The following is a 21,132-nucleotide window of genomic DNA, read 5'->3' as shown; positions in this document are numbered from 1 at the left end:
AAGCAATAAAAGGCCGTCTGAATCTTCAGACGGCCTCAAACCTTATGGAAACACAATGAAAAAAACCATTCTTTCTCTTACTCTCCTCATCAGCGCTCCGGCTTTATGGGCATTTTCCCCTGCCGAATTGGCACAAACCCTGCAAAAACCGCAAAACGTGCAAGGCAATTTTGTCCAACAACGCCAGCTCAAATCCCTCAGCAAACCCATGACCACCAGCGGCAGCTTTACCCTTGTCCCACAAAAAGGCCTGCTCTGGAAAATGCAAAAACCATTTGAAACCACCCTGCGCGTGCGTTCAGACGGCATCATGCAATGGAACGGCAGTCAATGGGTCAACCCAAATGCCAGCAAACTCAACGGCCAAAGCCGCCAAATCAAACTCTTCCTCGACCTTTTGGGCGGCAATACCCAGGGCTTGGAAAAACAATTTGATTTGAAATTAAACGGCAACGAGAAAAAATGGACGTTGACCCTGACTCCGAAAACCGCCATTACCCGCCAAATCTTCAACCGTATCGAAATCAACGGCGATACGCTGGTACGAAAAATCGAATTGGACGAAAAACAAGGCGACAAAACCATCATGCAGTTCAACCAAATCCAAACCGATAAAGCTCTGGACAGCTTCAGCCGTACCGCCCTCTAAATTGTCTATTCCAACAAAAGGCCGTCTGAAAATACATTTCAGACGGCCTTTTATATTAATCGGCTGAAGGCTTCTGCCCTTTTCGTTCCGCCTTTCTTGCTTCGCGAATGGCTTTAAGTTCGGCCTCTTTCTGTCTGGCTTTTTTCAGCCAAGTTTCCCATTGGTTTGGTGTTTCCAGCGTGATTCTGCCGATTTTTCCTTCGCGGAAATCGGTCAGGATATTTTCAGCAGCCTTTTGGTAGTTGACCCGTCCGCCGCTCAAAACCGCACCGCGTTTCTTGGCAATCCACTCCAGCCAAGAAGTATCGTCCCAATGGCTGCTTGGATCTTTGTCGGCTTGATAGCGCTCTTGCAACAGGGCCAGATAATGGCGGCGGAGGTAATCCAAAAGCTCAAGCGCTACTTCTTCTTCATCCAGTGCGTTGCGTCCGACTGCACCGCCGGCCGCAAGGTTGTAGCCGCCTTCTTCGACGATAATTTTCGGCCACAACATACCGGGGGTATCGTAAAGCCAGAAATCGTCTGCAAGGAAAAGGCGTTGTTCGGCTTTGGTAATACCGGGTTCGTTACCGGTTTTGGCAGATTTTTTGCCGATCATGCCGTTAATCAAGGTGGATTTGCCGACGTTGGGAATGCCGCAAATCAGGACACGTAGCGGCTTCTCGATACCTTGGCGATGCGGAATCATGGAGCGGCAGGCTTGGGTAATTTTGCCGTGCGCGCCGGTTTCGGAAGAATCAAGCGCAATGGCGCGGGTATCTTGACGGCTGTTGTAGTGTTCGAGCCAAACTTTGGTGCGCTCGGGATCGGCAAGGTCTTGCTTGTTTAAGATTTTAAGTTTTGGCTTGCCTTTGGACAACTGGGCAAGCAAGGGGTTTTCGCTGGAAGCAGGCATACGCGCGTCCAGCATCTCAATCACCATATCAACGCTTTTAATGCGTTCGGCAATGGCTTTTTTTGCCTTGTTCATGTGGCCGGGAAACCATTGGATAGCCATGTCTTTTTATTCTTTCTATTCGTATCTGAGGCCGTCTGAAAAATCATTGTTTTTCAGACGGCCTCGGTATTTGGATAATCGGTCAATCAGGATTTAGAGATTGCCATGCTCGTAGCTGTAATACCCTGCTTCATCCATACATTGCTCAAAAGTTTTGGATGTATTGCCACGTTTGGTTCCATTTTGAACTTGTGATTTGCAGGTATTGATTTGACGGGAAACCTCAGCTTCGCTCGCTCCGGTACGGTGCCAACGGTAAGCAGTGACAGGCTCTGTCGCGCAGGCGGTCAAGATAAGCAAGGATAATGCGGTCAGACTGATTTTTTTCATGGTTTCTTCCTTTGAGGCCGTCTGAAACGGCAAGTTAGCGTCCTGCCAAGCTTTGAGCCTGACGGTGGCGGACAAGGAGTTCATAACGGCCTTTGAGGCGCTCGGCCAGTTTTTCCACAACATAAACGGAGCGGTGCTGACCGCCTGTACAACCGATGGCAATCGTTACATAACTGCGGCTCTCTTGTTGCAGGCGCGGCAGCCAGCGGCTAATAAAATGGTCGATGTCATCAACCATTTCTTGAGCCAACGGCTGCTGGCCCAAATAATCTTGAATAGGTTTGTCCATGCCGGTAAAAGGGCGTAATTCCGGATCGTAATACGGATTAGGCAGGCTGCGCATATCAAACATAAAGTCGGCATTATTAGGAGCGCCGTATTTGAAACCAAAGGATTCAAGAATAACCAGCAAGCCGACACGTTCAATATTGAGCCATTGTTGAACGGCATAACGCAGCTGCTGTGCGTTCATTTTGGACGTATCGATGCAATATGCGATGTCTCTAAGCGGGAAGAGCCACTCTCGTTCTTTTTGCAGGCTTTCCAACAAAGTCAGGTTTTGACCGGACAAAGGATGTCCGCGACGGGTTTCTGAGAAGCGGCGCACCAAAACGCCCTCTTCTGCTTCAACAAAAAGGACTTCGACCTGATGTCCTTCGTCACGTAAATATTGGATTTGCTCTTGCGCTTCTTGGATATTGATACCGGAACGGATATCAACGCTGACACCGAGCTGAGTTTCTTCGCCGCGTTCAATATGGTACAACACCAGCGAAGGTAACATTTCCAAAGGCAGATTATCGACGCAATAATAGCCTAAATCTTCGAGTTGTTTGAGGGCTACGGATTTTCCTGAGCCGGATAAGCCGCTAATCAGGACGATTTTCATGATTTTGTTCGTTTTCTTTGAGTTGTGTTTGATGGCGTTCGAGGAATTCTTTGGTGCTGTCTTTACCGCGCAATTGAAGGATGTAATTGCGTACTGCAGCTTCAACCAATACTGCTAAGTTTCGACCGATTGCAACAGGCAGGGTAACGGAACGGACGCTGACGTTGAGGATAGATTCAGTTTCGGTACGGATGCTCAATCGATCGAGTTGTTTCATGTATCCGTCGTCGGCCGGAACCAAATTAATAATCAGCTGGAGGATTTTTTTCGGACGGATGGAGGTTTCGCCAAAAATATGGCGGATATTGAGTATGCCCAAACCGCGTACTTCGAGGAAATCACGCAGCATAGGCGGACAACGGCCTTCCAGCATTTCCGGGCCGGTACGGAAGAGTTCGACTGCATCATCGGCGATCAGGCTGTGGCCGCGCGAAATCAGCTCCAATGCCAATTCGCTCTTACCCAAGCCGGATTGTCCGGTAATGAGTACGCCCACTTCAAATACATCCAAAAATACGCCGTGCTTGATGGTGGAAGCAGCCAATGTACGTTGCAGATAAATCCGCAAAACGTCCATCAGGTGCGGGCTTTCCTGTTTGGAAGTCAGCAAGGGGATACTGTTGGTATGGCAATAATCGCGTAATTTGGGCGAAACTGGCAAGCCGTTGGCGACGATGACCAAAGACATGGGGATATCGAAAAGCTCGCCGAAATCATAGTTGAGCTCACCCGATTCCAGACGGCGTAAATATTCGGCTTCGGCTACGCCGACAACTTGAATTTGGTTGGGATGGATAAAGTTTAAGTGGCCGACCAAGGCCAAGACGGGTTTATCGGCTTCGACACCGATACGGTTGTCCGCGCCGGAATTACCGGCAGCCCAAGCAAGTTCGAGTTTGTGCTGATTATCGGAAAACAGGCGGCGGACGGATATGCTGGGCATGAATTACTCTTCGGTCAGGAGTGTGCGTACTTCTTCGGCAGAAGTCGCGGCCATCAATGCTTCACGGATGGCTTTTTGAGAGAATCTGCCGGCCAATTTGGACAAGACTTCCAAATGTTCGCCGGTAGCGTTTTCAGGCACAAGCAGGATGAAAATCAGGGAAACGGGTTTGCCGTCGGGCGCATCAAAGGCAACAGGCTCTTTGGTGCGGATAAACGCACCGGTGGCTTTTTTCACGCATGCGTGACGGCCGTGAGGAATCGCCACCCCCTGCCCCAAACCGGTCGAACCAAGCTTTTCACGGGCAAACAGGCAGTCGAACACGTTGGTATTCGGTAATTCTGCTTCATTCTCCAGCAGCTGGGCGGCCTCTTCAAACAGGCGCTTTTTGCTGCTGACTTCCAAATCCAAAACGATATGGGACAAAGGTAAAATTTCGCCGATCAGGCTCATGTGTATCTCTTTTAAATGTCGCAAAACAATGGGATTGTACCGATTGTCGGTGCAAATCTCAATCCTGAAGGCGTAATTTACACTCGCCCTGCTAACATTTTCCATGTTGTTTTTGATATTTTTTAACAAGCTAAAAATAATCCAACTGTTTGCTTATATTGAATTTAAAGTAAAAATGCTATCACTGGCCAAACTATGATTCAAATGAAAAGGGGTATGTTCGGCATACCCCTTTTCCCTTTCTTTTCAGACGGCCTCAACCTAGTCTTTTAAAACAGTTTGGAAACCAAAAACAACCAGAAATAATGGCAGACCAATCCGCAAAACCACGCTAAACCGATGCGGTTGTTGGCCAAAAACGTTTGGAAGCACAACTGGCGATTGCGCGTACGGATGACAACATATTGCTGATACTGCCAATAAACAGTTATCGGCAATATCAACCAATACGGCCAAGTTGCACCGATTTTAATACCCAACACCGCCATCAATACCGTAAACCAAAAATGGCAAAGCATAGAGGCAGTAATGTCGTGATGGCCAAATGTGATTGCCGAAGTTTTAATGCCGATTTTCAAATCGTCTTCTTTGTCCGCCATGGCATAAATTGTGTCGTAAGCCAACGTCCATAAGGCATTGGCGGTAAACATCAGCCACGCTTCGGGAGGCACTCGGCCTTGCACGGCGGCAAAGGCCATAGGAATGCCGAACGAAAATGCCAGTCCTAAATAAAACTGCGGCAACGGGAAAAAGCGTTTGGTAAAGGGATATGTGATGGCAAGGAACAAGGCCGGAAGGCTCATCAGCCAAGTAAAGCGGTTGAGCTGCACCAAGCATAAAGCCGCCATCAGACACAGCATGACGGTCAAAAGCAGCGCTTCGATTTTAGAAACCAAACCTTTGGCAAACGGGCGGTTTTTGGTGCGCTCTACTGCACCGTCAAAATTGCGGTCGGCAAAGTCATTCACCACGCAACCTGCGCTGCGCATCAAAAATGTGCCTGCGCTAAAGGCAATAAAAATATCCGCGTCGGGAACACCTTTAGACGCAATCCACAATGCCCAATAAGTCGGCCACAGCAAAAGCAGTGTGCCAATAGGTTTGTCGATACGCATCAGTTTGGCGTATATCACCATCCGTCCGACAGCGTAACGCGGTAAAAATTGTAGGAAAAATCGCCTTATGTTCATTGATGTAATGTGTCGTTGTTTATGTGTCGATTCGGAAGGAACGGTTTTTTAGAGCCTTAGCTCTTATTATAATGTATTGCCGTCTGAAATTAAACAGATCTTAACAATTTAATTTATTGTATTATAACAGAATTATGACAAACATCGGTAATCGGTTTTATTTTCAGACGGCCTTAGCGGTATAAATCTATTAATTTCAATAAGAAATATTCTGTTAATTCCAATATTTCGCCGTTCCAATCGAAATACGAACGGCGCGCGGTAATAGGCCGTCTGAAAGATGGATGGTCTAAATCTTCAAAACGAAGAAACTCAAAATCCGAACGTTTCAACGGCAATGTACCGTCAAACAGGCGCTCGCCCAAAGGCTGCGTTCCGCAATCCAATAATTCTGTCCATAGACGGCTATCCGGCCGGCACGCGCTTCTGGCTTGTATCACTGTTTCGCCGTCCAGTTTGAGCAAAACATCGCGCACAAAGATTTCGTCTCCGTTTTCTGCTCCCTTCGTCAAACCCAAATACACTGGCTCGACTGAAAAATCCTTACCTGAAGCGCGCAACGCAGCGGTTAGCGAAGAAACGGTCAGCAGATGTTCGGCCTTAGACGGCAAAAGAGTTGAGGCTTCGGTATGTGAACAAAGCGTGCCACGCGGTATATCAAACGCCATTTACCACCTCTGTTTTGGCCAACTCCTGCCATTTGGCTTCGGGAAACTCATCTTTCAGACGGCCTTTAAGATATTCCAAGGTATCGCCGGCAACGGTTTCATCTTTGCTGTCGTGAATATGGTTGAAAATCAGGCTGTGCAACCGGATGCCGTATTGTTTTAGCGCAGCGAAGCTGAGCAGGGTGTGGTTGATACTGCCAAGCCGTCCGCTGGTAACGAGGATGACGGGATAAGCCTGTTGCTGAATATAATCAATGGTTAACAGGTTTTCCGTCAGCGGAACCATCAATCCGCCCGCGCCTTCGACCAACACGATTTCATATTGCGCCGCCAGTTGCTGCGTGGCGGTACGGATTTTGTCCAAGTCCAAAGCCCTGCCGTCAAGACGGGCGGCGAGATGGGGCGAGGCTGGATAGCTGAAGATTTCGGGCATGGTCAGCCCTTGTTTGTCGGCTTCCTGCATGGGTATGCCCATGATTTTGCGGTGGACGGCGATGTCCTCAGCGATGTTTTGGCAACCGGTTTGCACGGGCTTTTGCGTGATCACGCTTCTGCCCTGCTGCAATAATTGTTTTGCCAACATGCCGGTGGCGACGGTTTTGCCGATGTCCGTATCAATGCCGCTGACGAAGTAAACGCCTTTCATTTGCTGTGTTCCTTCAAAATTTGTACGGTTTTGTCGGCAAGTTCGGTCAAGAGGTCGTCTGAAATAATGTAAGGTGGCATGAGATACACCAGCCTGCCGAAGGGGCGCACCCAAATGCCCTGCGCCACGCAATCCGCTTGAAAACGCACCATATCTACGCCTTTTTCCAGCTCAATTACCCCGATGGCACCCAAAATGCGCACATCTTTCACGCCGCGAATGTCCCATGCAGCTTTCAGACGGCCTTTTAAGATACTTTCAATGCGCCAGATATTTGCCTGCCAATCCTGAGACAAAAGCAGTTTGACCGAAGCGCAGGCAACGGCACATGCCAGCGGGTTTGCCATAAATGTCGGTCCGTGCATAAACACGCCCGCTTCGCCGCGCGAAATCGTTTCGGTGACTTTTTGCGAAGTGATTGCCGCCGCCAACGTCATATAGCCGCCGCTCAAGCCCTTGCCGATACACATAATATCCGGCACGACGTCCGCGTGTTCGCAGGCAAACATCTTACCCGTACGCCCGAATCCGGTGGCGATTTCGTCAAAAATCAACACGATATCAAATTCGTCGCACAAATCGCGCAAACCGCGAAGATACTGTGGATGATAAAAATACATACCGCCCGCGCCCTGCACGACCGGTTCCAAAATAAAGGCGGCGATATCCGCATGATGCGCTTCAAACAAGGCACGGACAGGCTGCAAATCGGCCTCGTCCCATTCATCGTCGAAACGGCTTTTCGGATTATCGACAAAATAACGCTGCGGCAACGCGCTGCCGAAAATATGGTGCATCCCCGTTTCCGGATCGCAGACGGACATCGCGTTCCAAGTATCGCCGTGATACCCGCGTCGTACCGTCGCAATATTCTGCTTCGCGGTCAAACCCCGCGCCTGCTGGTATTGCACCGCCATCTTCAGCGCAACTTCCACCGAAACCGAACCTGAATCCGCATAAAAAATACGGTCCAGCCCCTGTGGCAAAATCCCGACCAACAACTTGCCCAGCGCCACCGCAGGCTCATGCGTCAAACCACCAAACATCACATGCGACATTTGTTTAATCTGCGCCTCAACCGCCTGATTCAAAACGGGATGATTGTAGCCGTGTATTGCACACCACCAAGACGACATCCCATCAATCAGCCGCGTACCATCCGCCAATTCGATGTGTACACCCTCCGCTCGGTGCACCGGATAAACAGGCAACGGATCGGTCATGGAAGTATAGGGATGGAGCAGGTGGGCGCGGTCGAAATCGAGCAGGGAGGAATGTTCAGACATGTTTAAAACAATGGTTTGATCAGTTTCATTATTATATAACATATTTCCTATTTCAGACGGCACGTCTTCCGTACTGCATTAACGCCAATCCGCCCACCGCCGCCAAACAGCCGGCAACTAAGGAAACATGTAATGCCTCACCCAAAAACCAAGCGGAACACAAAATACCGAATACTGGCACCAAAGTAATGTACGCCGCCGCGCTGCCTGCGCCCAAAGTCTTTACACCTTCAAAATACCACGCATAGCTCAAGACCGTTGCGCCGACAGACAGGCCAATCAAAGCGAACCAACCCCTGCCGTCCATTTCGGCAAGCATACCAAACGGCAGGCCGTCTGAAATCAGCGCAGGCGGCAGCAACATCATTGCACCCAGCCAAGCGGTGGCCACGGTGACCGTCAGCGCATCAATCCCCCGCAACACCGCCCTGCCTATCATCGTATAAGTGACCAAGCAGCAAAGGCTGCAAAACACCAGCACTTCGCCCCACCCTATGCCGCCGCCCGACAAAAATGCCGCAATCTCGCCATGCGTGACCGCCCATATCGAGCCTGCCACTGCCAACAACATGCCCGACACAATCTTGCCATTGAGTTTTTCACCAAACAGCAAAGCCGCAAAAAACATCGTCAGCACTGGATTGAACGTAACCAACACCGTCGCCCTTGAAGCAGGAAGCCGCTGCAAACCCAGCATAGACAATACGGTAAAACCAAATACGCCGAATGCCGCCGCCAGTGCCAATCCAAGCCATTGTTTACGCGACAAAACCGCCAAAGTACGCAATCGATACCGTGCAAACAGCCAGCCCAAAAGCAAAATTGCCGCCGTCAAAAAGCGCAGCATACCGCCCGTTAAAGGCGGCAACGCCTGTCCCAGCATCCGCCCCATCGGCCAAGATGCGCCCCAAAACGCCGCCATGCCCAATAGTTTTAGATGGATTGCAAAATGTTTCATGGTGATGGATAACTTGAATAATTGGTTTAGAAAGCGTACAAGATCGGTTTGGAAGGATAAATTTCCTTAGCCGCCGATACTTGATGGAGTTTGCGCGGATAAAATACTACGCTGATCATTATGGAAACAAAGGCCGTCTGAAAGACTGAAATCCAGCTTTTTCAGACGGCCTTTACTGCTCAATCAATAAGGCTTACAACTCAATGCCTTTGAGTTTCGCCACGGTATTGATGTCTTTATCGCCGCGACCGGAGAGGTTAACCAAAATCACTTGGTCTTTGCTCATTTTCGGTGCGTTTTTCACCGCCCAAGCAACGGCATGGCTGGATTCCAGGGCAGGAATAATACCCTCAAAACGGCAGAGCAAGTCAAAGGCTTCAAGTGCTTCGTCATCTTTGGCAACGGTGTATTCAACGCGGTTAATGTCGTTCAAATGGCTGTGTTCCGGGCCGATGCCTGGGTAATCCAAGCCTGCGGAAACAGAGTGCGTACCCAAGACCTGACCGTTTTCGTCCTGCATCAAATAGCTGCGGAAACCGTGCAATACGCCGATAGGGGCTTTGCTGGTAATCGGTGCGGCGTGATCAGGCGTATCCACACCCAAACCGCCGGCTTCTACGCCGACCAAACGTACGTTTTCTTCTTCAATATAGGGATAGAACAAACCGATGGCGTTGGAGCCGCCACCCACGCAGGCAACGGCAACATCAGGTTGGCGGCCGATGGCTTCCAACATTTGTTCTTTGGCTTCATTGCCGATCACGCATTGGAAGTCGCGCACCATTTCGGGATACGGCGCGGGACCGGCGGCGGTGCCGATGATGTAGAACGTGTCGTCCACGCGGGCCACCCATTCGCGCATGGCTTCGTTCATCGCGTCTTTCAAAGTGCGGCTGCCGCTGTCGACGCTGACCACGTTTGCACCCAATAATTTCATGCGGAACACATTCGGCATTTGACGTTGGATATCGTCTGCGCCCATGTACACGTCGCAAGTCATGCCGAAGCGTGCGGCAACAGTTGCCGAAGCCACGCCGTGCTGACCCGCGCCGGTTTCGGCAATCACTCGTTTTTTGCCCATGCGGCGGGCGAGCAATGCCTGACCGATGGTGTTGTTGACTTTGTGTGCGCCGGTGTGGTTCAAATCTTCACGCTTCAGCCAGATTTGTGCGCCGCCCAAATGCTCGGACAATCTCGCGGCATGGTAAACAGGGCTGGGACGGCCGACATAATGTTTCAAATCATGGCGGAACTCTTCCCAAAATGAAGGATCTTCTTTCGCTGCTTTATAGGCTTCTGCCAATTCTTGCAAAGCAGGAATCAGGGTTTCGGAAACGTACAGGCCGCCGTGTTCGCCGAAAAAGCCGTTCTCGTCGGGAGCGTGATAATTTTTCATGGGATTTTTCCTTGTTCGTTTTATGGTTTCAGACGGCCTGATTCAGTACAAGGCCGTCTGAAAGTAAAATTGTCAGCAATTATAGCCGTTTTCCATTCATCTTGTCGGCAACTAATTGAATAATAATATCAGCAGACAAAATAGGAATAACAGCGTACAGCTCGATGTTGCAACTAATGCCGTACCCAACGGAGGCGCGATATATTGTTCTTCGTTTTTACTTCTCAGGCATAGTTTTAATACCAACATCCCCAACCACAGTGCCAGCAACCACCAACCCAAAAAGTTAAGCACAAGCAAAGCAATAATCAACTCATTGGTATTTATAGTGCTTACGTTCAAAAATATCCAATTAAGGCCGTTAACAGACATAATGACTGCAGATATTTGTATCACATACAAAAGCGTTCCGCCCAACAATACCCTAATGTGCCATTTTTTGGCCTTCAGCCACACTGAAACGACATTAACAAGCCACCACAAAGCCATAAACGCCATTAAAGAAATTTCATAACGGTCCATCGCCTTACTCCTGAAAAACAGTCAATCCAGCCATTTCAAAAAAAGCCCGATACGCCGCTGCTTTTTTCGCCAAACTCAAAGGATAGGCACGCGAAGTCGAAGGCAGGCGCGTCAGGGTCAACTCACGTCCAGCATAGGGAAACGGCACTGTTTCTCCGGTCTTCGGCATTTTCATGCCGTAGCCCTGAATCTCCAATAAAACTTCGGTTGCCTTGCCGCCGGTGGTGCAAAGATGGCGGCACTCGGGAATTTGCGCCAATACTGCTGCCAAATCGACGGTTTCTATCACTTTTAAAAACTTATCCGAAGCATTGCCATGTTCGCGTATTGCCTTTAATACGGTCGGACAGGATGCAATCCCCTTCTCACTCAAAAACGCTTTGATTTTATCTGCATCAAACGCTTTTTCGCCTTGCTTTTGAAAATGCGCCGCATCGCCGAAAAACACCAGCCCGTACACACGCCACATATCGTTTTGAAAATTCGGATAATGAAACTGCATCGCGTGTTTTTCTTCTTTAGGCGGAAACGTCCCCATCATCATGACCGTTGCCTGCGGCGGCAACAAGGCTGCGAAGGGGTGGGATTCAACGATTGGCTCTTGCATATATGTATTCCGGTTGCTTTGAATTCAAACAAAATTTCAGACGGCCTTTACTGCCTGAATAAACGCCGCCATTTTCTCCCTGCTCTTAATTCCGCCGGAGATTTCCACGCCACCGGACACATCCACCGCCGCAGCGCCACTGATTTTTACCGCTTCGGCAACGTTTTCCGCGGTCAATCCGCCGGCAAGTATCCACGGTTTGCCGATATTGCCATGCAACATGGTCCAGTCGAAACTTTGTCCCGTACCGCCGTATTCGGTCGGATGATAGGCATCAAACAGCAAGGCGCGGGCATTCGGAAATTTGGCACAGGCCGTCTGAATATCGGCAGCGGACTGCACACGCACGGCCTTCAAATACGGGCGGTCAAACCGACGGCAAAAATCATCGTCTTCATCGCCGTGAAACTGAATCACATCTATCGGCACCTGACGCAAAATCTCGCGGATGGTTTGCTCGTTTTCATTCACAAACAAGGCCACCACCGATACAAACGGCGGCAGATTTTTCACAATCGCCTGCGCCTGCTCAATACTCACTGCCCGTTTACTCTTGACGTAAAACACCAGCCCAATGGCATCCGCGCCCAATTCGGCCGCGGCCAGCGCGTCTTCAGGTCGGGTAATGCCGCAAATTTTGGTGCGTATGGTATTCATGGGGATTGCCTTTTTAAACAGATGGGTCGGATATTATATAAGTTTAAGGCCGTCTGAACATGAAATATCAGGTTCAGACGGCCTTAAACTTTAAAACAACCATCAGCCGATATTACTAATAACTTTGTAATTATTACCCTATTTTTAAACTGCCTATTTTTTCATCACAATTAATTTATTCTTTATTATCAAATATCAAACCAAACTATCCACAATTGGATTCACACAAAATTTGGATAATGCCCGTCAATGAAAAATATTAAGGCCGTCTGAAAAGTCTTTCAGACGGCCTTTTAGCTTTTTTACTCAAACGGTTTCTTCTGCCAATAAAACTTATCCTTTTTCAGACGGCCTTGAAATATATCGCCCTGTCCCAAAGCAAACACCAACGCGCCTGACAAATCCGTTCTCAACAAAGTAATGCCGTGCGCACGGACACGATTTTGTACGGCAACAGTCGGATGTTTGTAGGCATTGGCATAGCCGCTGGATGCCACGGCATATTGCGGCGAAACCGTATGCAAAAAGCTGCCCGACGAAGCCGTGCTGCTGCCGTGATGTCCCAATACCAACACTTGACTATACAGCGCATTGCCGTATTTCTCAATCAAACCGGCCTCGCCCTTCACGCTCAAATCGCCGGTTACCAACAAGGCTTTGCCGTTTGCCACGACACGCAATACGCAGCTTTGGTCATTATCTTCCTTGCCGGAATTTTCAGACGGCCTGAGCAACTCGAAATCTACGCCGTCCCATTGCCATTTGTCTTCTTGGCAAAACTCTGCATTCGGATAAAACTCAGGTTGTCCGGCAAGCAATTTATCGGTACCGACAGCCGCTACACTTTGAAAACCGCCGTCATGGTCAATATCATGGTGCGACAAAATCAGGCTGTCCAAACGGCGCACACCCATCGCATTCAAACTCGGCACAATACCTGTTTGCGCCACTTGCTCCGTTCCCGTATCAAACAAAAGATTGCGGTTGCGCGTTTGTATCAACACCGACAAACCTTGCCCTGCATCCATCACTGTAACTCTTGCCACTCCCTCCTCCAGCTTGGCAGGACGGTAAAACACAAAACCCAATAAAGCCAGACATGCCCAAGGTTTTAAGCCCATTCCTTTAGGTAGCAATAACAGCAAAGCTGCCATCATCGCCAACACCAGCAAAGGCACGGGCGCCGCTGCAACGGCAAATTCAGGCGATACCGTAGCCAGCCATAGCAAACCGCGTAAAGTATATTCCGCCAAAAATGCCGCTACCAACTGGACAAGTTCAAACGGGAAAACCGAACCCAGCAAAGCCAACGGCGTCAACACCCAAGAAAACCAAGGAATAGCCAGCGCATTAACCAACGGACTGAGCAAAGGTAACGAAGCAAACAAATAGCCCAGCAATACCACCGACAACACCGTTGCCGCCCATTGTCCCCGTACAGCCAACCGCCAGCCCGACTCTTTCAGACGGCCTGATGAAGTCCAAATCAAAGCAGCAACCAAACCGAAAGACAGCCAAGTTCCCACGCCCAATACTGCCAACGGGTCCAACAGCAAAACAACGGCCAAAGCCTGCCACCACGCCGTCCAGCCCGAGCCGCTACTGCCGCGCCACCATGCCCACGCAAACGCAGCCAACATCAACACACTGCGTTGCGTCGGTACAGAAAAACCTGCCAAAAGCGCATAAAACAAAGCACCGGCAACACCGCCGGCCAATATCCACACACGCGGTTTCGCCGGAATCCACGGCAAATAACGGAAAATTCGCTTAATCAGCCAGGCAAACAATACCGCCACCATCGTCACATGCAAGCCCGAAATACTGACCAAGTGTGTCAGCCCCAAAGGGCGGAATGCCTGCCACAAAGGCGGCCTCAACGCCGATTGCTCGCCAATACTCAAAGCACGCATCAGCCCTATGCCGTCTGAAAACTCAGGATATTTGTCCCCTGTTCTCTGCCAACTCCGGCTTACCGCATCACGCATATTAGCCAAACCGAAACCGCCGCCTTGCCGCACGAGTTTCCTGTCGCGCCCCAAAGTACCCATGCCGTCGATACCATTGGCCAAAGCCCATGTTTCACGATTCAACCCGCGCACATTTACTTCACCGATCACCGGCTTTACCCGCGCCGATACAGACCACCGACTGCCTACCGCCCAATCACGCCGCTGATAATCCGACAACATCAAATCAAAAGCCTGCCCACGATCATCCCAAGCCCTTGCCGTAAACTGCACACGCCGTCCATCATCACGCGGCATATCTGCCACTTCAACCGTCAAAACTTTAGCCGATACCTCCCCCACAGGCCATTGCTTAGACAAAGCCAGTTGAGTTTTCCACACGCCAAACGCCATGCCCACACAAACGGCCAGCACCAACCAAGCCACAGCAAATCTTCGACACAACGCAAGCGCGCCAATAATTACAGCCAACCAAACCCACCATGGCGGCAAAAACGGCAACGCAAATGAAAGCACTACACCCACCACCCAAGCAGGCAACACAAACCGCCACGCCATGACCGTTTTCCCTTAAATTATGATTATTAGATATATAATAATAAATGCTTTTAGTAGATTATGACAAATGCCAACCAGCATTAGCAGATAAAAAAAGAGGTTCAAATCATTTCAAAACCGATAAACGCAAAAAAGCGCAATCTGAAACAGATTGCGCTTTTTTATAAACTGGCACGCCCACGGGGAATCGAACCCCGGTTACCGCCGTGAAAGGGCGATGTCCTAACCGCTAGACGATGGGCGCAGATAAATCTTGTGGCGCACCCGGAGCGATTCGAACGCCCGACCCTCTGGTTCGTAGCCAGATACTCTATCCAACTGAGCTACGGGTGCATCAAGAAAGATTTGGATTATAAAGAGAGGGCTATTTACTGTCAAGCGTTTTATTTGGAAAACTTGCAGACAGCGTGTAAAATGCGCATTTGCTATTGAATTTACAGAGAATAAAATGTCAGATTTCGCACGCTGGCCGCTCTTATCCGAAGCATTTTCCCGTTTGGGACGGCCTGTGGTCGTGGTGGATTTGGAGACGACCGGTGGAAATTTCTATCAAGACAGGATAACGGAAGTCGCCCTTGTTCGTTTTGATCAAGGACGCGCCACACATTACGAGCAATTGGTTAATCCTTGCCGCAGCATTCCCGAATTTGTTGCCAGGCTGACCGGAATTCATGATGAAACGGTGAAAAACGCGCCTGTCTTTACCGATATTGCAGCCGATTTGTTGCCGCTATTGCAAGGTGCAGTGGTTGTTGCCCACAACAGCCGCTTTGACTACACCTTCCTACGCCACGAGTTTGCCCGTATCCATACTGACTTTGCCGCACCCTCGCTCTGTACGGTTCAACTGTCTCGTCGCCTGTATCCTGAGTTTTACAAACACAGCCTCGACAGCATTATCGAACGCACCGGCATTCAGACGGCCAACCGCCACCGCGCCATGACCGATGTTGCCGCATTATGTGATTATCTCGAATTAAGTCTGGCAGAAAAAAATCATCAACAATGGGACGAACACGTCCGTGTATTGATGAATCCGAAAATGTTGCCCACTTGGCTGCCTGATTCGCTTGCCCAACAGCTCTATGCCCTGCCCGACAGTTACGGCGTATTGGTTTGGTTTGACCATTTCGGCAAAGCCCAAGCCATTGAAGCACATGAACGCACATACAGTGAAACCGCTACCCTGCTGCACAGCAAAAAACTGCCGCCGCACATCAAAGCCGCAGCCTTCATCCGTTTTATTCCGGCAGTCGGGCAGCTCCATACATTATGGCTCAAAGCCCAAACCATGCAGGAATACCAACTGATGCCGTCTGAAAAGTCCACATCGTTTTCCACCGTCCGCTTTATTGCTGACGAACACGGCAGCCTTCAAGCACGCATTGTCTTGTTAAACAGCGGCACCAGAAATTGGCGTCCATACGGTTTGTTTGCCCACAAAAAAGCAGCCAAACGCGCCTTGACGCAATGGTCGCAAGAACACAGGCTCTGCCCGGATTCGCTCAACATTTTGCCGACCAGCTACGCAAAGGGCGAACCCTGCCCAGTTGAGGCCGTCGGAAAATGCAACGGCAACTGTCGCCAGCCAAATGGTATCAAACATCAAAACCAACGCATTACCGAGCTGGCCGCCCTACTCCCTGTAACCGATTGGGGTAAAGCGCACGAAATTGAAATTACCGAAACCGACCCCCTGACCGGAAACAGCATTACCCTGCTCTGCGCCGGCGGCGCGTTGGCATTGCCTGATGGAAGCTGGTATTTCGACAGCAGTCTGCCTCTCGTGATTAAAAACAAATTCAGGCAAGACAAAGAAAATATCCGTTTGATTGCTTAAAACAAGGCCGTCTGAAAACCAAATTTTCAGACGACCTATTGTGAATAACTTTCCGCTTTATTCTCAAAATAAAACTCTGCCTAAATTTTAATCAGAACTTATTTTTATAATAGCAATCAAATACTAAACCGATTTATACACAAGCTGTTCACACAATTTTCAATGAAAGCTGTGTATACCCAGCCCAACGAGTAAACCATGAACAACCCTGAAATCATCTTCTTTGACATCGACGACACCCTCTACCGCAAATACACGGATACCCTGCGTCCCTCAGTTGCCCAAGCCATGCGCGCATTAAAAGCCAAAGGCATTTTGACTGCCATTGCCACCGGCCGTCCAGAAGCCGCCATTCCCGCCAAAGTCAAAGCCTTGATTCAAGAATGCGGTATCGACATGCTCGTTACCATCAACGGCCAATATATTTCCTTTCGCGGCAAACCCCTGCAAAGTTACCCCTTGGATATTGCCGACATCGAAACCGCCATCAACCTGCTTGAACAACACAAAATAGACTACGCCTTTGTCAACAACCAAGAAATTGCCGTTTCCTCCCATTCGCCGCGCGTTGTCGAAGGCTTATCGCATATCCTGCCCAACTTTTTAACCGACAAAGAATATTTCCGCAAACAACCTGTCTATCAAATGTTGGTCTTTGTGGATAAGGAAGAAGAAAAAATCCTGCACCCACTAACCCAGCAACAAGGCTTCAAATCCGTTCGCTGGCATGAATATGCTGTGGATCTGCTGCGCAAAGAAGGTTCAAAAGCACGCGGCATCGCCCACGCAGTGGAAAAACTGGGCATTGATATGAGCAAAGTAATGGCATTCGGTGACAGCTTCAACGACTTGGAAATGCTGTCAACCGTCGGCTTTGGTGTTGCCATGGGCAATGGCGAAGAAGCTGCCAAAGCGGCCGCACAATTCGTCTGCCCAAGTGTCGATGAAGACGGCGTATTGCGCGGCTTGCAAGAATTGGGCATCATTTAAAACATCAAATCAAAAGGCCGTCTGAACATTTTCAGACGGCCTTGTTCTACCTATAAACTTCTTGCCTACTTCGGCAATACCAAAAAGCTAATCAGCAACTCTTTAAATACGAATCCAAACACACCCAAGCCCAAAACCAAGAAGAGCATGGCGATGCCGAATTTGCCGGCTTTGGATTCTTTACCCAAGTTCCAAACAATAAAGCCCAAAAAGATAATCAGGCCGCTCAGTAGGATTTTCATTGCCCATGAGGCGAATTCTGCTTCAGTCATATTCTTTCCTTGTATGGTTCAGATGTGTGTCCGTAAATTTCAGACGGCCTTACCGCAACAGGCCGTCTGAAATATCTTTTTTGAACTTATTTGTTCAAGACTTGTTTCAAATCTTCAATCAAATCGTCAACGTATTCCAAGCCGACAGACAGACGCACCAAGCCCGGGCGGATATTGGCGGCAAGTTTTTCTTCAGGCTGCATACGGCCGTGGGTCGTTGTCCACGGATGAGTGATGGTTGAGCGCACGTCGCCGAGGTTGGCAGTACGGGAGAAAAGCTCGACGCCATCCACGATTTTCCATGCTTCTTCTTGGTCTGCAACTTCAAAACCTACCACAATACCGCCGCCATTTTGCTGTTTGCGGATCAGTTCGGCTTGCGGATGGTCGGGCAAACCGGTGTAGTACACAGCTTGGACTTGCGGCTGCTCTTTCAACCATTGTGCAATTTTCAGCGCATTGTCGTATTGTTTTTCCATACGCAGCGACAGAGTTTCCACACCGCTCAACAGCTGCCATGCGTTAAACGGAGACATCGCCAAACCGCAAGAGTTGCAATACATGGCAACTTGTGTCATCAATTCTTCCGAACCGGCCAACACGCCGCCCATCACGCGGCCGTGACCGTCAATCGCTTTGGTTGCGGAAGAAACAGAAATATCCGCACCGTGTTTCAAAGGCTGCGAACCGGCTGGCGACAAGAGGCTATTGTCCACCACCAAAAGCGCGCCGATGCTGTGCGCCAGTTCAGCCAGCGCTTCCAAATCGGCAACTTCGCCCAAAGGGTTGGACGGAGTTTCCAAGAAAAACAGTTTGGTATTGGGCTTGATTGCCGCTTTCCATTCATCTACATCAACCGGCGATACATGGCTGACTTCGATGCCGAACTTGGTAACGATGTTGTTGATGAAACCGACGGTCGTGCCGAACAGGCTGCGGCTGGAAACAACGTGGTCGCCTGCTTGCAAGAAGGTAAAAAACGCCGCCTGAATTGCAGACATACCGGTCGAAGTGGCTACCGCGCGCTCTGCGCCTTCCAATGCGGCAATGCGTTTTTCAAAAGCGGCAGTAGTCGGATTGGCTGTACGGGTATAGGTAAAGCCTTTAATTTTTTTGGAAAACAAATCTGCCGCATGTTGCGCGCTTTCCCACATGAAGCTGCTGGTCAAAAACAGCGCCTGATTGTGTTCGCGATATTCGGTCTGCTCTTTGCCGCCCCGGATGGCCAGCGTTTGCGGATGAAGTTTTTTGTTCATTTATTCTCCAATCTACTGTGTATTCCAATGGACGGAACAATATTTTCCGTCTGTTTAACTTGTTAACATTTTGCGCCGATTTCTACCATCTTTCAAGCCGAAGGCCGTGTTTCGGGCCGTCTGAAAAAACAGGAAAACCGTTTTTACTGATAAAGGCGGCCATCGTGTTTCAACCAGCCGTCAGTATGCCGGCCTGACGGGTCATGGTGCGTCCAATGGATAACGCCGCCCTGCTCTGACCATTCGTATTCGCCGTAAAATGCTACTTTATCGCCTTTTTCCAACCCCTTAATCTTATCGGCAAGGTCGATATTGTGTGCCACCAAAAGCGTCTGGCCGCTGGAGAGCTTCAAGATAAAGCGTTGGTGGCGCGTGCCTTTGTTATCATCCGGCAGGGTTTTCCATACCGTGCCCTCGCCCTCAACCTGAATATCGCTTTGTTCGTTTTCAAACGCCTGTTTCAAAACCGCTTCGGCTGATTCCTTGTCCGAACCGATTTGCTGCTGAGCCGTATCGGCGTTTTTTCTACCCGAATTATTTTGTTTTTGAACGGCTTCTATTTTCTGCCGATCCTGCGATTGTAGCGGCTGCTTGTTTTGCATTTTTTGATAGGCAAATACGGCAACCAGAGCAATCAGCAATACAATGATTTTGTTTTTATTCATAACAATCTCAAAAAAAATGCCCGATTCTGCATCGGGCATATCAACTATTTAGAAAGGATATTTATCACGAAAACGTGAGCCGCTATTATACACGCTTCGTAAAATTTTAAGGGAAATTTACGCCGAAGGCCGTCTGAAACTTTTCAGACGGCCTGGATACTCAACGGCGGTATTTCATTTCAGTCTTCATATCGTCCAAAATACGTTTGACGTTATGTTCCAATACATCTTCCACCAAGCCCGGCGCCTGCTCGTTCAGCATTTGCTGCAACTGGTAAGTGAACAAGGCCATTTGTTTTTGTACGGCAATCCGAATCATGCCGTTGACCGCATCAGCCACATGGGGACGCAAACGCTTAATCAGACGCTCGGTCAAATCTTTTTCAGAAACGCAGAATACTTGCCGACGGCCGATCGCTTGCGGGTTCAATACATTGATATGGACATTGATGGCCGGTTCTTGTTCAAGGCCGTCTGAAACCGCCTCTTCAGCCGCTTCCGCATCATCATTTTCCGGTTTTTCAGTTTCTTCCACTTCAGGCACATCAAAATCTACGGCACCTGATTTCGGATTCAGTCTGACGGTACGCGTTGATTCAATGTGACGCTCTGAAGCCGCGGCCTGCAATGCCGATTGCGCGCTCAACCAGTTGTCCTGCAAAACCACCATCGCATCGGTTTCCACTGCTTCGCCCTCGTCGGCAAGGGCAGTATTGTGTTCCAACTGCCAGCGGTACAAATACTCTTCCAATACTTTTTCACGATTGTCGGCATCCAATTTATATTCTTTTTTAGACACGGTTTTGGGCGCAGCATCGACAGCTTCGTCCGATTTTTTGACCAATGGCGCATGAGTCGGCGCGGTATTGAATTGTCGTGCCTGACGCAATCTTTCCAGGCGTTTTTCCCAATTCAGGTCTTCTTCCTCGAGGACTGCGGGGTCAAGACGGTTGTTTTCCATAATAATCTCGTTTTTTCATTTTTATTGTGAACCGCATTCAAACCTAAAATCACTTGAAATACGGCCGATGGTTGGACATATCCGGCAAGCCGGCGCAAGCGTCACATTTTAATATTAATTCGCTATATAATCACTATTTTATTTAATACTCAAGGATACATCATGAGCAGCATCGAACAACGCCTCGAATATCTGGAAGAGGCCAACGACGCTTTGCGTATGCAAAACCACGTCCTCGCCACCGCACTCAAAGGCCTTATCCGCTCCCTGCCCCCCGACATGGCTAACGATGCCGTAGAATCCATCCAGCTTGCCTTTGAAGACGCGTTGGCGGAATTGAGCTATGAAGACAGCCCGCACACCGACCTCTTCCATGACGTAACCTACGCATTTTTCCGAGAAAAAGACCACTGATTTCGGCTAGTTTGT

23 protein-coding genes and 2 tRNA genes are annotated in these 21,132 nt (G+C 49.4%); 4 read left to right on the top strand and 21 right to left on the bottom strand.

Annotation, left to right across the window (positions count from 1 at the left end):
* Nucleotides 1-55: 55 nt before the first annotated feature.
* On the top strand, nucleotides 56-649 hold the full coding sequence (locus ACTHRE_RS00305; protein ID WP_004520070.1) for a LolA family protein: 594 nt from the start codon (nucleotides 56-58) through the stop codon (nucleotides 647-649).
* A 55-nt stretch (nucleotides 650-704) separates the two neighbouring features.
* On the opposite strand, the gene ylqF is transcribed toward ACTHRE_RS00305, so the two are convergent.
* From ylqF to ACTHRE_RS00220, 17 genes are all read right to left on the bottom strand, one after another.
* A complete protein-coding gene (gene ylqF / locus ACTHRE_RS00300) occupies nucleotides 705-1,646 on the bottom strand; it encodes a ribosome biogenesis GTPase YlqF (protein ID WP_315040369.1) in 942 nt (313 codons plus the stop codon).
* A gap of 93 nt (nucleotides 1,647-1,739) precedes the next feature.
* A complete protein-coding gene (locus ACTHRE_RS00295; protein ID WP_003684875.1) occupies nucleotides 1,740-1,976 on the bottom strand; it encodes a lipoprotein in 237 nt (78 codons plus the stop codon).
* Nucleotides 1,977-2,010: 34 nt separating this feature from the next.
* Nucleotides 2,011-2,865 carry an RNase adapter RapZ gene (rapZ, locus tag ACTHRE_RS00290; RefSeq protein ID WP_440344790.1) on the bottom strand — a complete coding sequence of 285 codons (855 nt, stop codon included), beginning with the start codon at nucleotides 2,863-2,865 and terminating at the stop codon, nucleotides 2,011-2,013.
* Entirely contained in the window at nucleotides 2,846-3,808 is a 963-nt protein-coding gene (gene hprK / locus ACTHRE_RS00285; protein WP_070646756.1) for an HPr(Ser) kinase/phosphatase, read from the bottom strand. The genes rapZ and hprK overlap by 20 nt, the downstream gene beginning before the upstream one ends.
* Before the next feature lie 3 nt (nucleotides 3,809-3,811).
* A complete protein-coding gene (gene ptsN, locus ACTHRE_RS00280; RefSeq protein WP_039862228.1) occupies nucleotides 3,812-4,261 on the bottom strand; it encodes a PTS IIA-like nitrogen regulatory protein PtsN in 450 nt (149 codons plus the stop codon).
* 269 nt (nucleotides 4,262-4,530) lie between these two features.
* A complete protein-coding gene (gene ubiA / locus ACTHRE_RS00275; RefSeq protein ID WP_377073153.1) occupies nucleotides 4,531-5,397 on the bottom strand; it encodes a 4-hydroxybenzoate octaprenyltransferase in 867 nt (288 codons plus the stop codon).
* Nucleotides 5,398-5,624: 227 nt separating this feature from the next.
* Nucleotides 5,625-6,119 (bottom strand): chorismate--pyruvate lyase family protein, encoded by a 495-nt coding sequence (locus ACTHRE_RS00270; protein WP_377073155.1) that lies wholly within the window; start codon nucleotides 6,117-6,119, stop codon nucleotides 5,625-5,627.
* Nucleotides 6,109-6,765, bottom strand: coding sequence for a dethiobiotin synthase (gene bioD, locus ACTHRE_RS00265; protein ID WP_285071036.1), 657 nt, complete (start codon nucleotides 6,763-6,765; stop codon nucleotides 6,109-6,111). The genes ACTHRE_RS00270 and bioD overlap by 11 nt, the downstream gene beginning before the upstream one ends.
* The gene (gene bioA, locus ACTHRE_RS00260; RefSeq protein ID WP_377073157.1) at nucleotides 6,762-8,051 is read right to left on the bottom strand and encodes an adenosylmethionine--8-amino-7-oxononanoate transaminase; all 1,290 of its coding nucleotides are present in this window, start codon (nucleotides 8,049-8,051) and stop codon (nucleotides 6,762-6,764) included. Before bioA ends, bioD begins: the two co-directional genes overlap by 4 nt.
* Nucleotides 8,052-8,103: 52 nt before the next feature.
* Complete coding sequence (locus ACTHRE_RS00255; protein ID WP_377073159.1) at nucleotides 8,104-9,009, bottom strand: DMT family transporter; 906 nt, start codon at nucleotides 9,007-9,009, stop codon at nucleotides 8,104-8,106.
* Nucleotides 9,010-9,202: 193 nt separating this feature from the next.
* Nucleotides 9,203-10,405, bottom strand: a complete 1,203-nt coding sequence (gene trpB / locus ACTHRE_RS00250) for a tryptophan synthase subunit beta (protein WP_107848694.1) — start codon at nucleotides 10,403-10,405, stop codon at nucleotides 9,203-9,205.
* A gap of 111 nt (nucleotides 10,406-10,516) precedes the next feature.
* Nucleotides 10,517-10,927 (bottom strand): hypothetical protein, encoded by a 411-nt coding sequence (locus ACTHRE_RS00245; RefSeq protein ID WP_377073161.1) that lies wholly within the window; start codon nucleotides 10,925-10,927, stop codon nucleotides 10,517-10,519.
* Nucleotides 10,928-10,931: 4 nt separating this feature from the next.
* Nucleotides 10,932-11,534 (bottom strand): DNA glycosylase, encoded by a 603-nt coding sequence (locus tag ACTHRE_RS00240; RefSeq protein ID WP_377073162.1) that lies wholly within the window; start codon nucleotides 11,532-11,534, stop codon nucleotides 10,932-10,934.
* Between the two features lie 36 nt (nucleotides 11,535-11,570).
* Entirely contained in the window at nucleotides 11,571-12,191 is a 621-nt protein-coding gene (locus ACTHRE_RS00235; protein ID WP_314597436.1) for a phosphoribosylanthranilate isomerase, read from the bottom strand.
* A gap of 302 nt (nucleotides 12,192-12,493) precedes the next feature.
* On the bottom strand, nucleotides 12,494-14,719 hold the full coding sequence (locus ACTHRE_RS00230; protein ID WP_377073165.1) for a DNA internalization-related competence protein ComEC/Rec2: 2,226 nt from the start codon (nucleotides 14,717-14,719) through the stop codon (nucleotides 12,494-12,496).
* Nucleotides 14,720-14,888: 169 nt separating this feature from the next.
* Nucleotides 14,889-14,963 (bottom strand) — tRNA-Glu (locus ACTHRE_RS00225).
* Between the two features lie 12 nt (nucleotides 14,964-14,975).
* A tRNA-Arg gene (locus ACTHRE_RS00220) sits at nucleotides 14,976-15,052 on the bottom strand.
* Nucleotides 15,053-15,167: 115 nt separating this feature from the next.
* On the opposite strand from ACTHRE_RS00220, the gene ACTHRE_RS00215 reads away from it, so the two are divergent.
* Both ACTHRE_RS00215 and ACTHRE_RS00210 read left to right on the top strand, forming a co-directional pair.
* Nucleotides 15,168-16,559, top strand: a complete 1,392-nt coding sequence (locus ACTHRE_RS00215; protein ID WP_377073167.1) for a 3'-5' exonuclease family protein — start codon at nucleotides 15,168-15,170, stop codon at nucleotides 16,557-16,559.
* A gap of 198 nt (nucleotides 16,560-16,757) precedes the next feature.
* The gene (locus ACTHRE_RS00210) at nucleotides 16,758-17,549 is read left to right on the top strand and encodes a Cof-type HAD-IIB family hydrolase (protein WP_377073169.1); all 792 of its coding nucleotides are present in this window, start codon (nucleotides 16,758-16,760) and stop codon (nucleotides 17,547-17,549) included.
* Between the two features lie 65 nt (nucleotides 17,550-17,614).
* On the opposite strand, the gene ACTHRE_RS00205 is transcribed toward ACTHRE_RS00210, so the two are convergent.
* The 4 genes from ACTHRE_RS00205 to ACTHRE_RS00190 all read right to left on the bottom strand — a co-directional run bounded on the left by ACTHRE_RS00205 (nucleotide 17,615) and on the right by ACTHRE_RS00190 (nucleotide 20,703).
* Nucleotides 17,615-17,821 (bottom strand): DUF2788 domain-containing protein, encoded by a 207-nt coding sequence (locus tag ACTHRE_RS00205; RefSeq protein ID WP_003680520.1) that lies wholly within the window; start codon nucleotides 17,819-17,821, stop codon nucleotides 17,615-17,617.
* Between the two features lie 86 nt (nucleotides 17,822-17,907).
* Nucleotides 17,908-19,077 (bottom strand): O-succinylhomoserine sulfhydrylase, encoded by a 1,170-nt coding sequence (metZ, locus tag ACTHRE_RS00200; protein ID WP_377073171.1) that lies wholly within the window; start codon nucleotides 19,075-19,077, stop codon nucleotides 17,908-17,910.
* Nucleotides 19,078-19,220: 143 nt separating this feature from the next.
* Nucleotides 19,221-19,781, bottom strand: a complete 561-nt coding sequence (locus ACTHRE_RS00195; protein ID WP_377073172.1) for a DUF3465 domain-containing protein — start codon at nucleotides 19,779-19,781, stop codon at nucleotides 19,221-19,223.
* Nucleotides 19,782-19,902: 121 nt separating this feature from the next.
* On the bottom strand, nucleotides 19,903-20,703 hold the full coding sequence (locus ACTHRE_RS00190; protein WP_377073174.1) for a hypothetical protein: 801 nt from the start codon (nucleotides 20,701-20,703) through the stop codon (nucleotides 19,903-19,905).
* A 162-nt stretch (nucleotides 20,704-20,865) separates the two neighbouring features.
* Between ACTHRE_RS00190 and ACTHRE_RS00185 the strand changes: the two genes are divergently transcribed.
* Complete coding sequence (locus ACTHRE_RS00185) at nucleotides 20,866-21,117, top strand: NGO1151 family protein (protein ID WP_377073176.1); 252 nt, start codon at nucleotides 20,866-20,868, stop codon at nucleotides 21,115-21,117.
* The last annotated feature ends 15 nt before the right edge of the window (nucleotides 21,118-21,132 follow it).

The sequence above is a fragment of the Neisseria sp. P0001.S007 genome (assembly GCF_051963655.1).
GTDB classification, from domain to species: domain Bacteria; phylum Pseudomonadota; class Gammaproteobacteria; order Burkholderiales; family Neisseriaceae; genus Neisseria; species Neisseria subflava_A.
The sequence above is the reverse complement of the archived record's forward strand: the minus strand, read 5'-3'. Positions and strand labels throughout refer to the sequence as shown.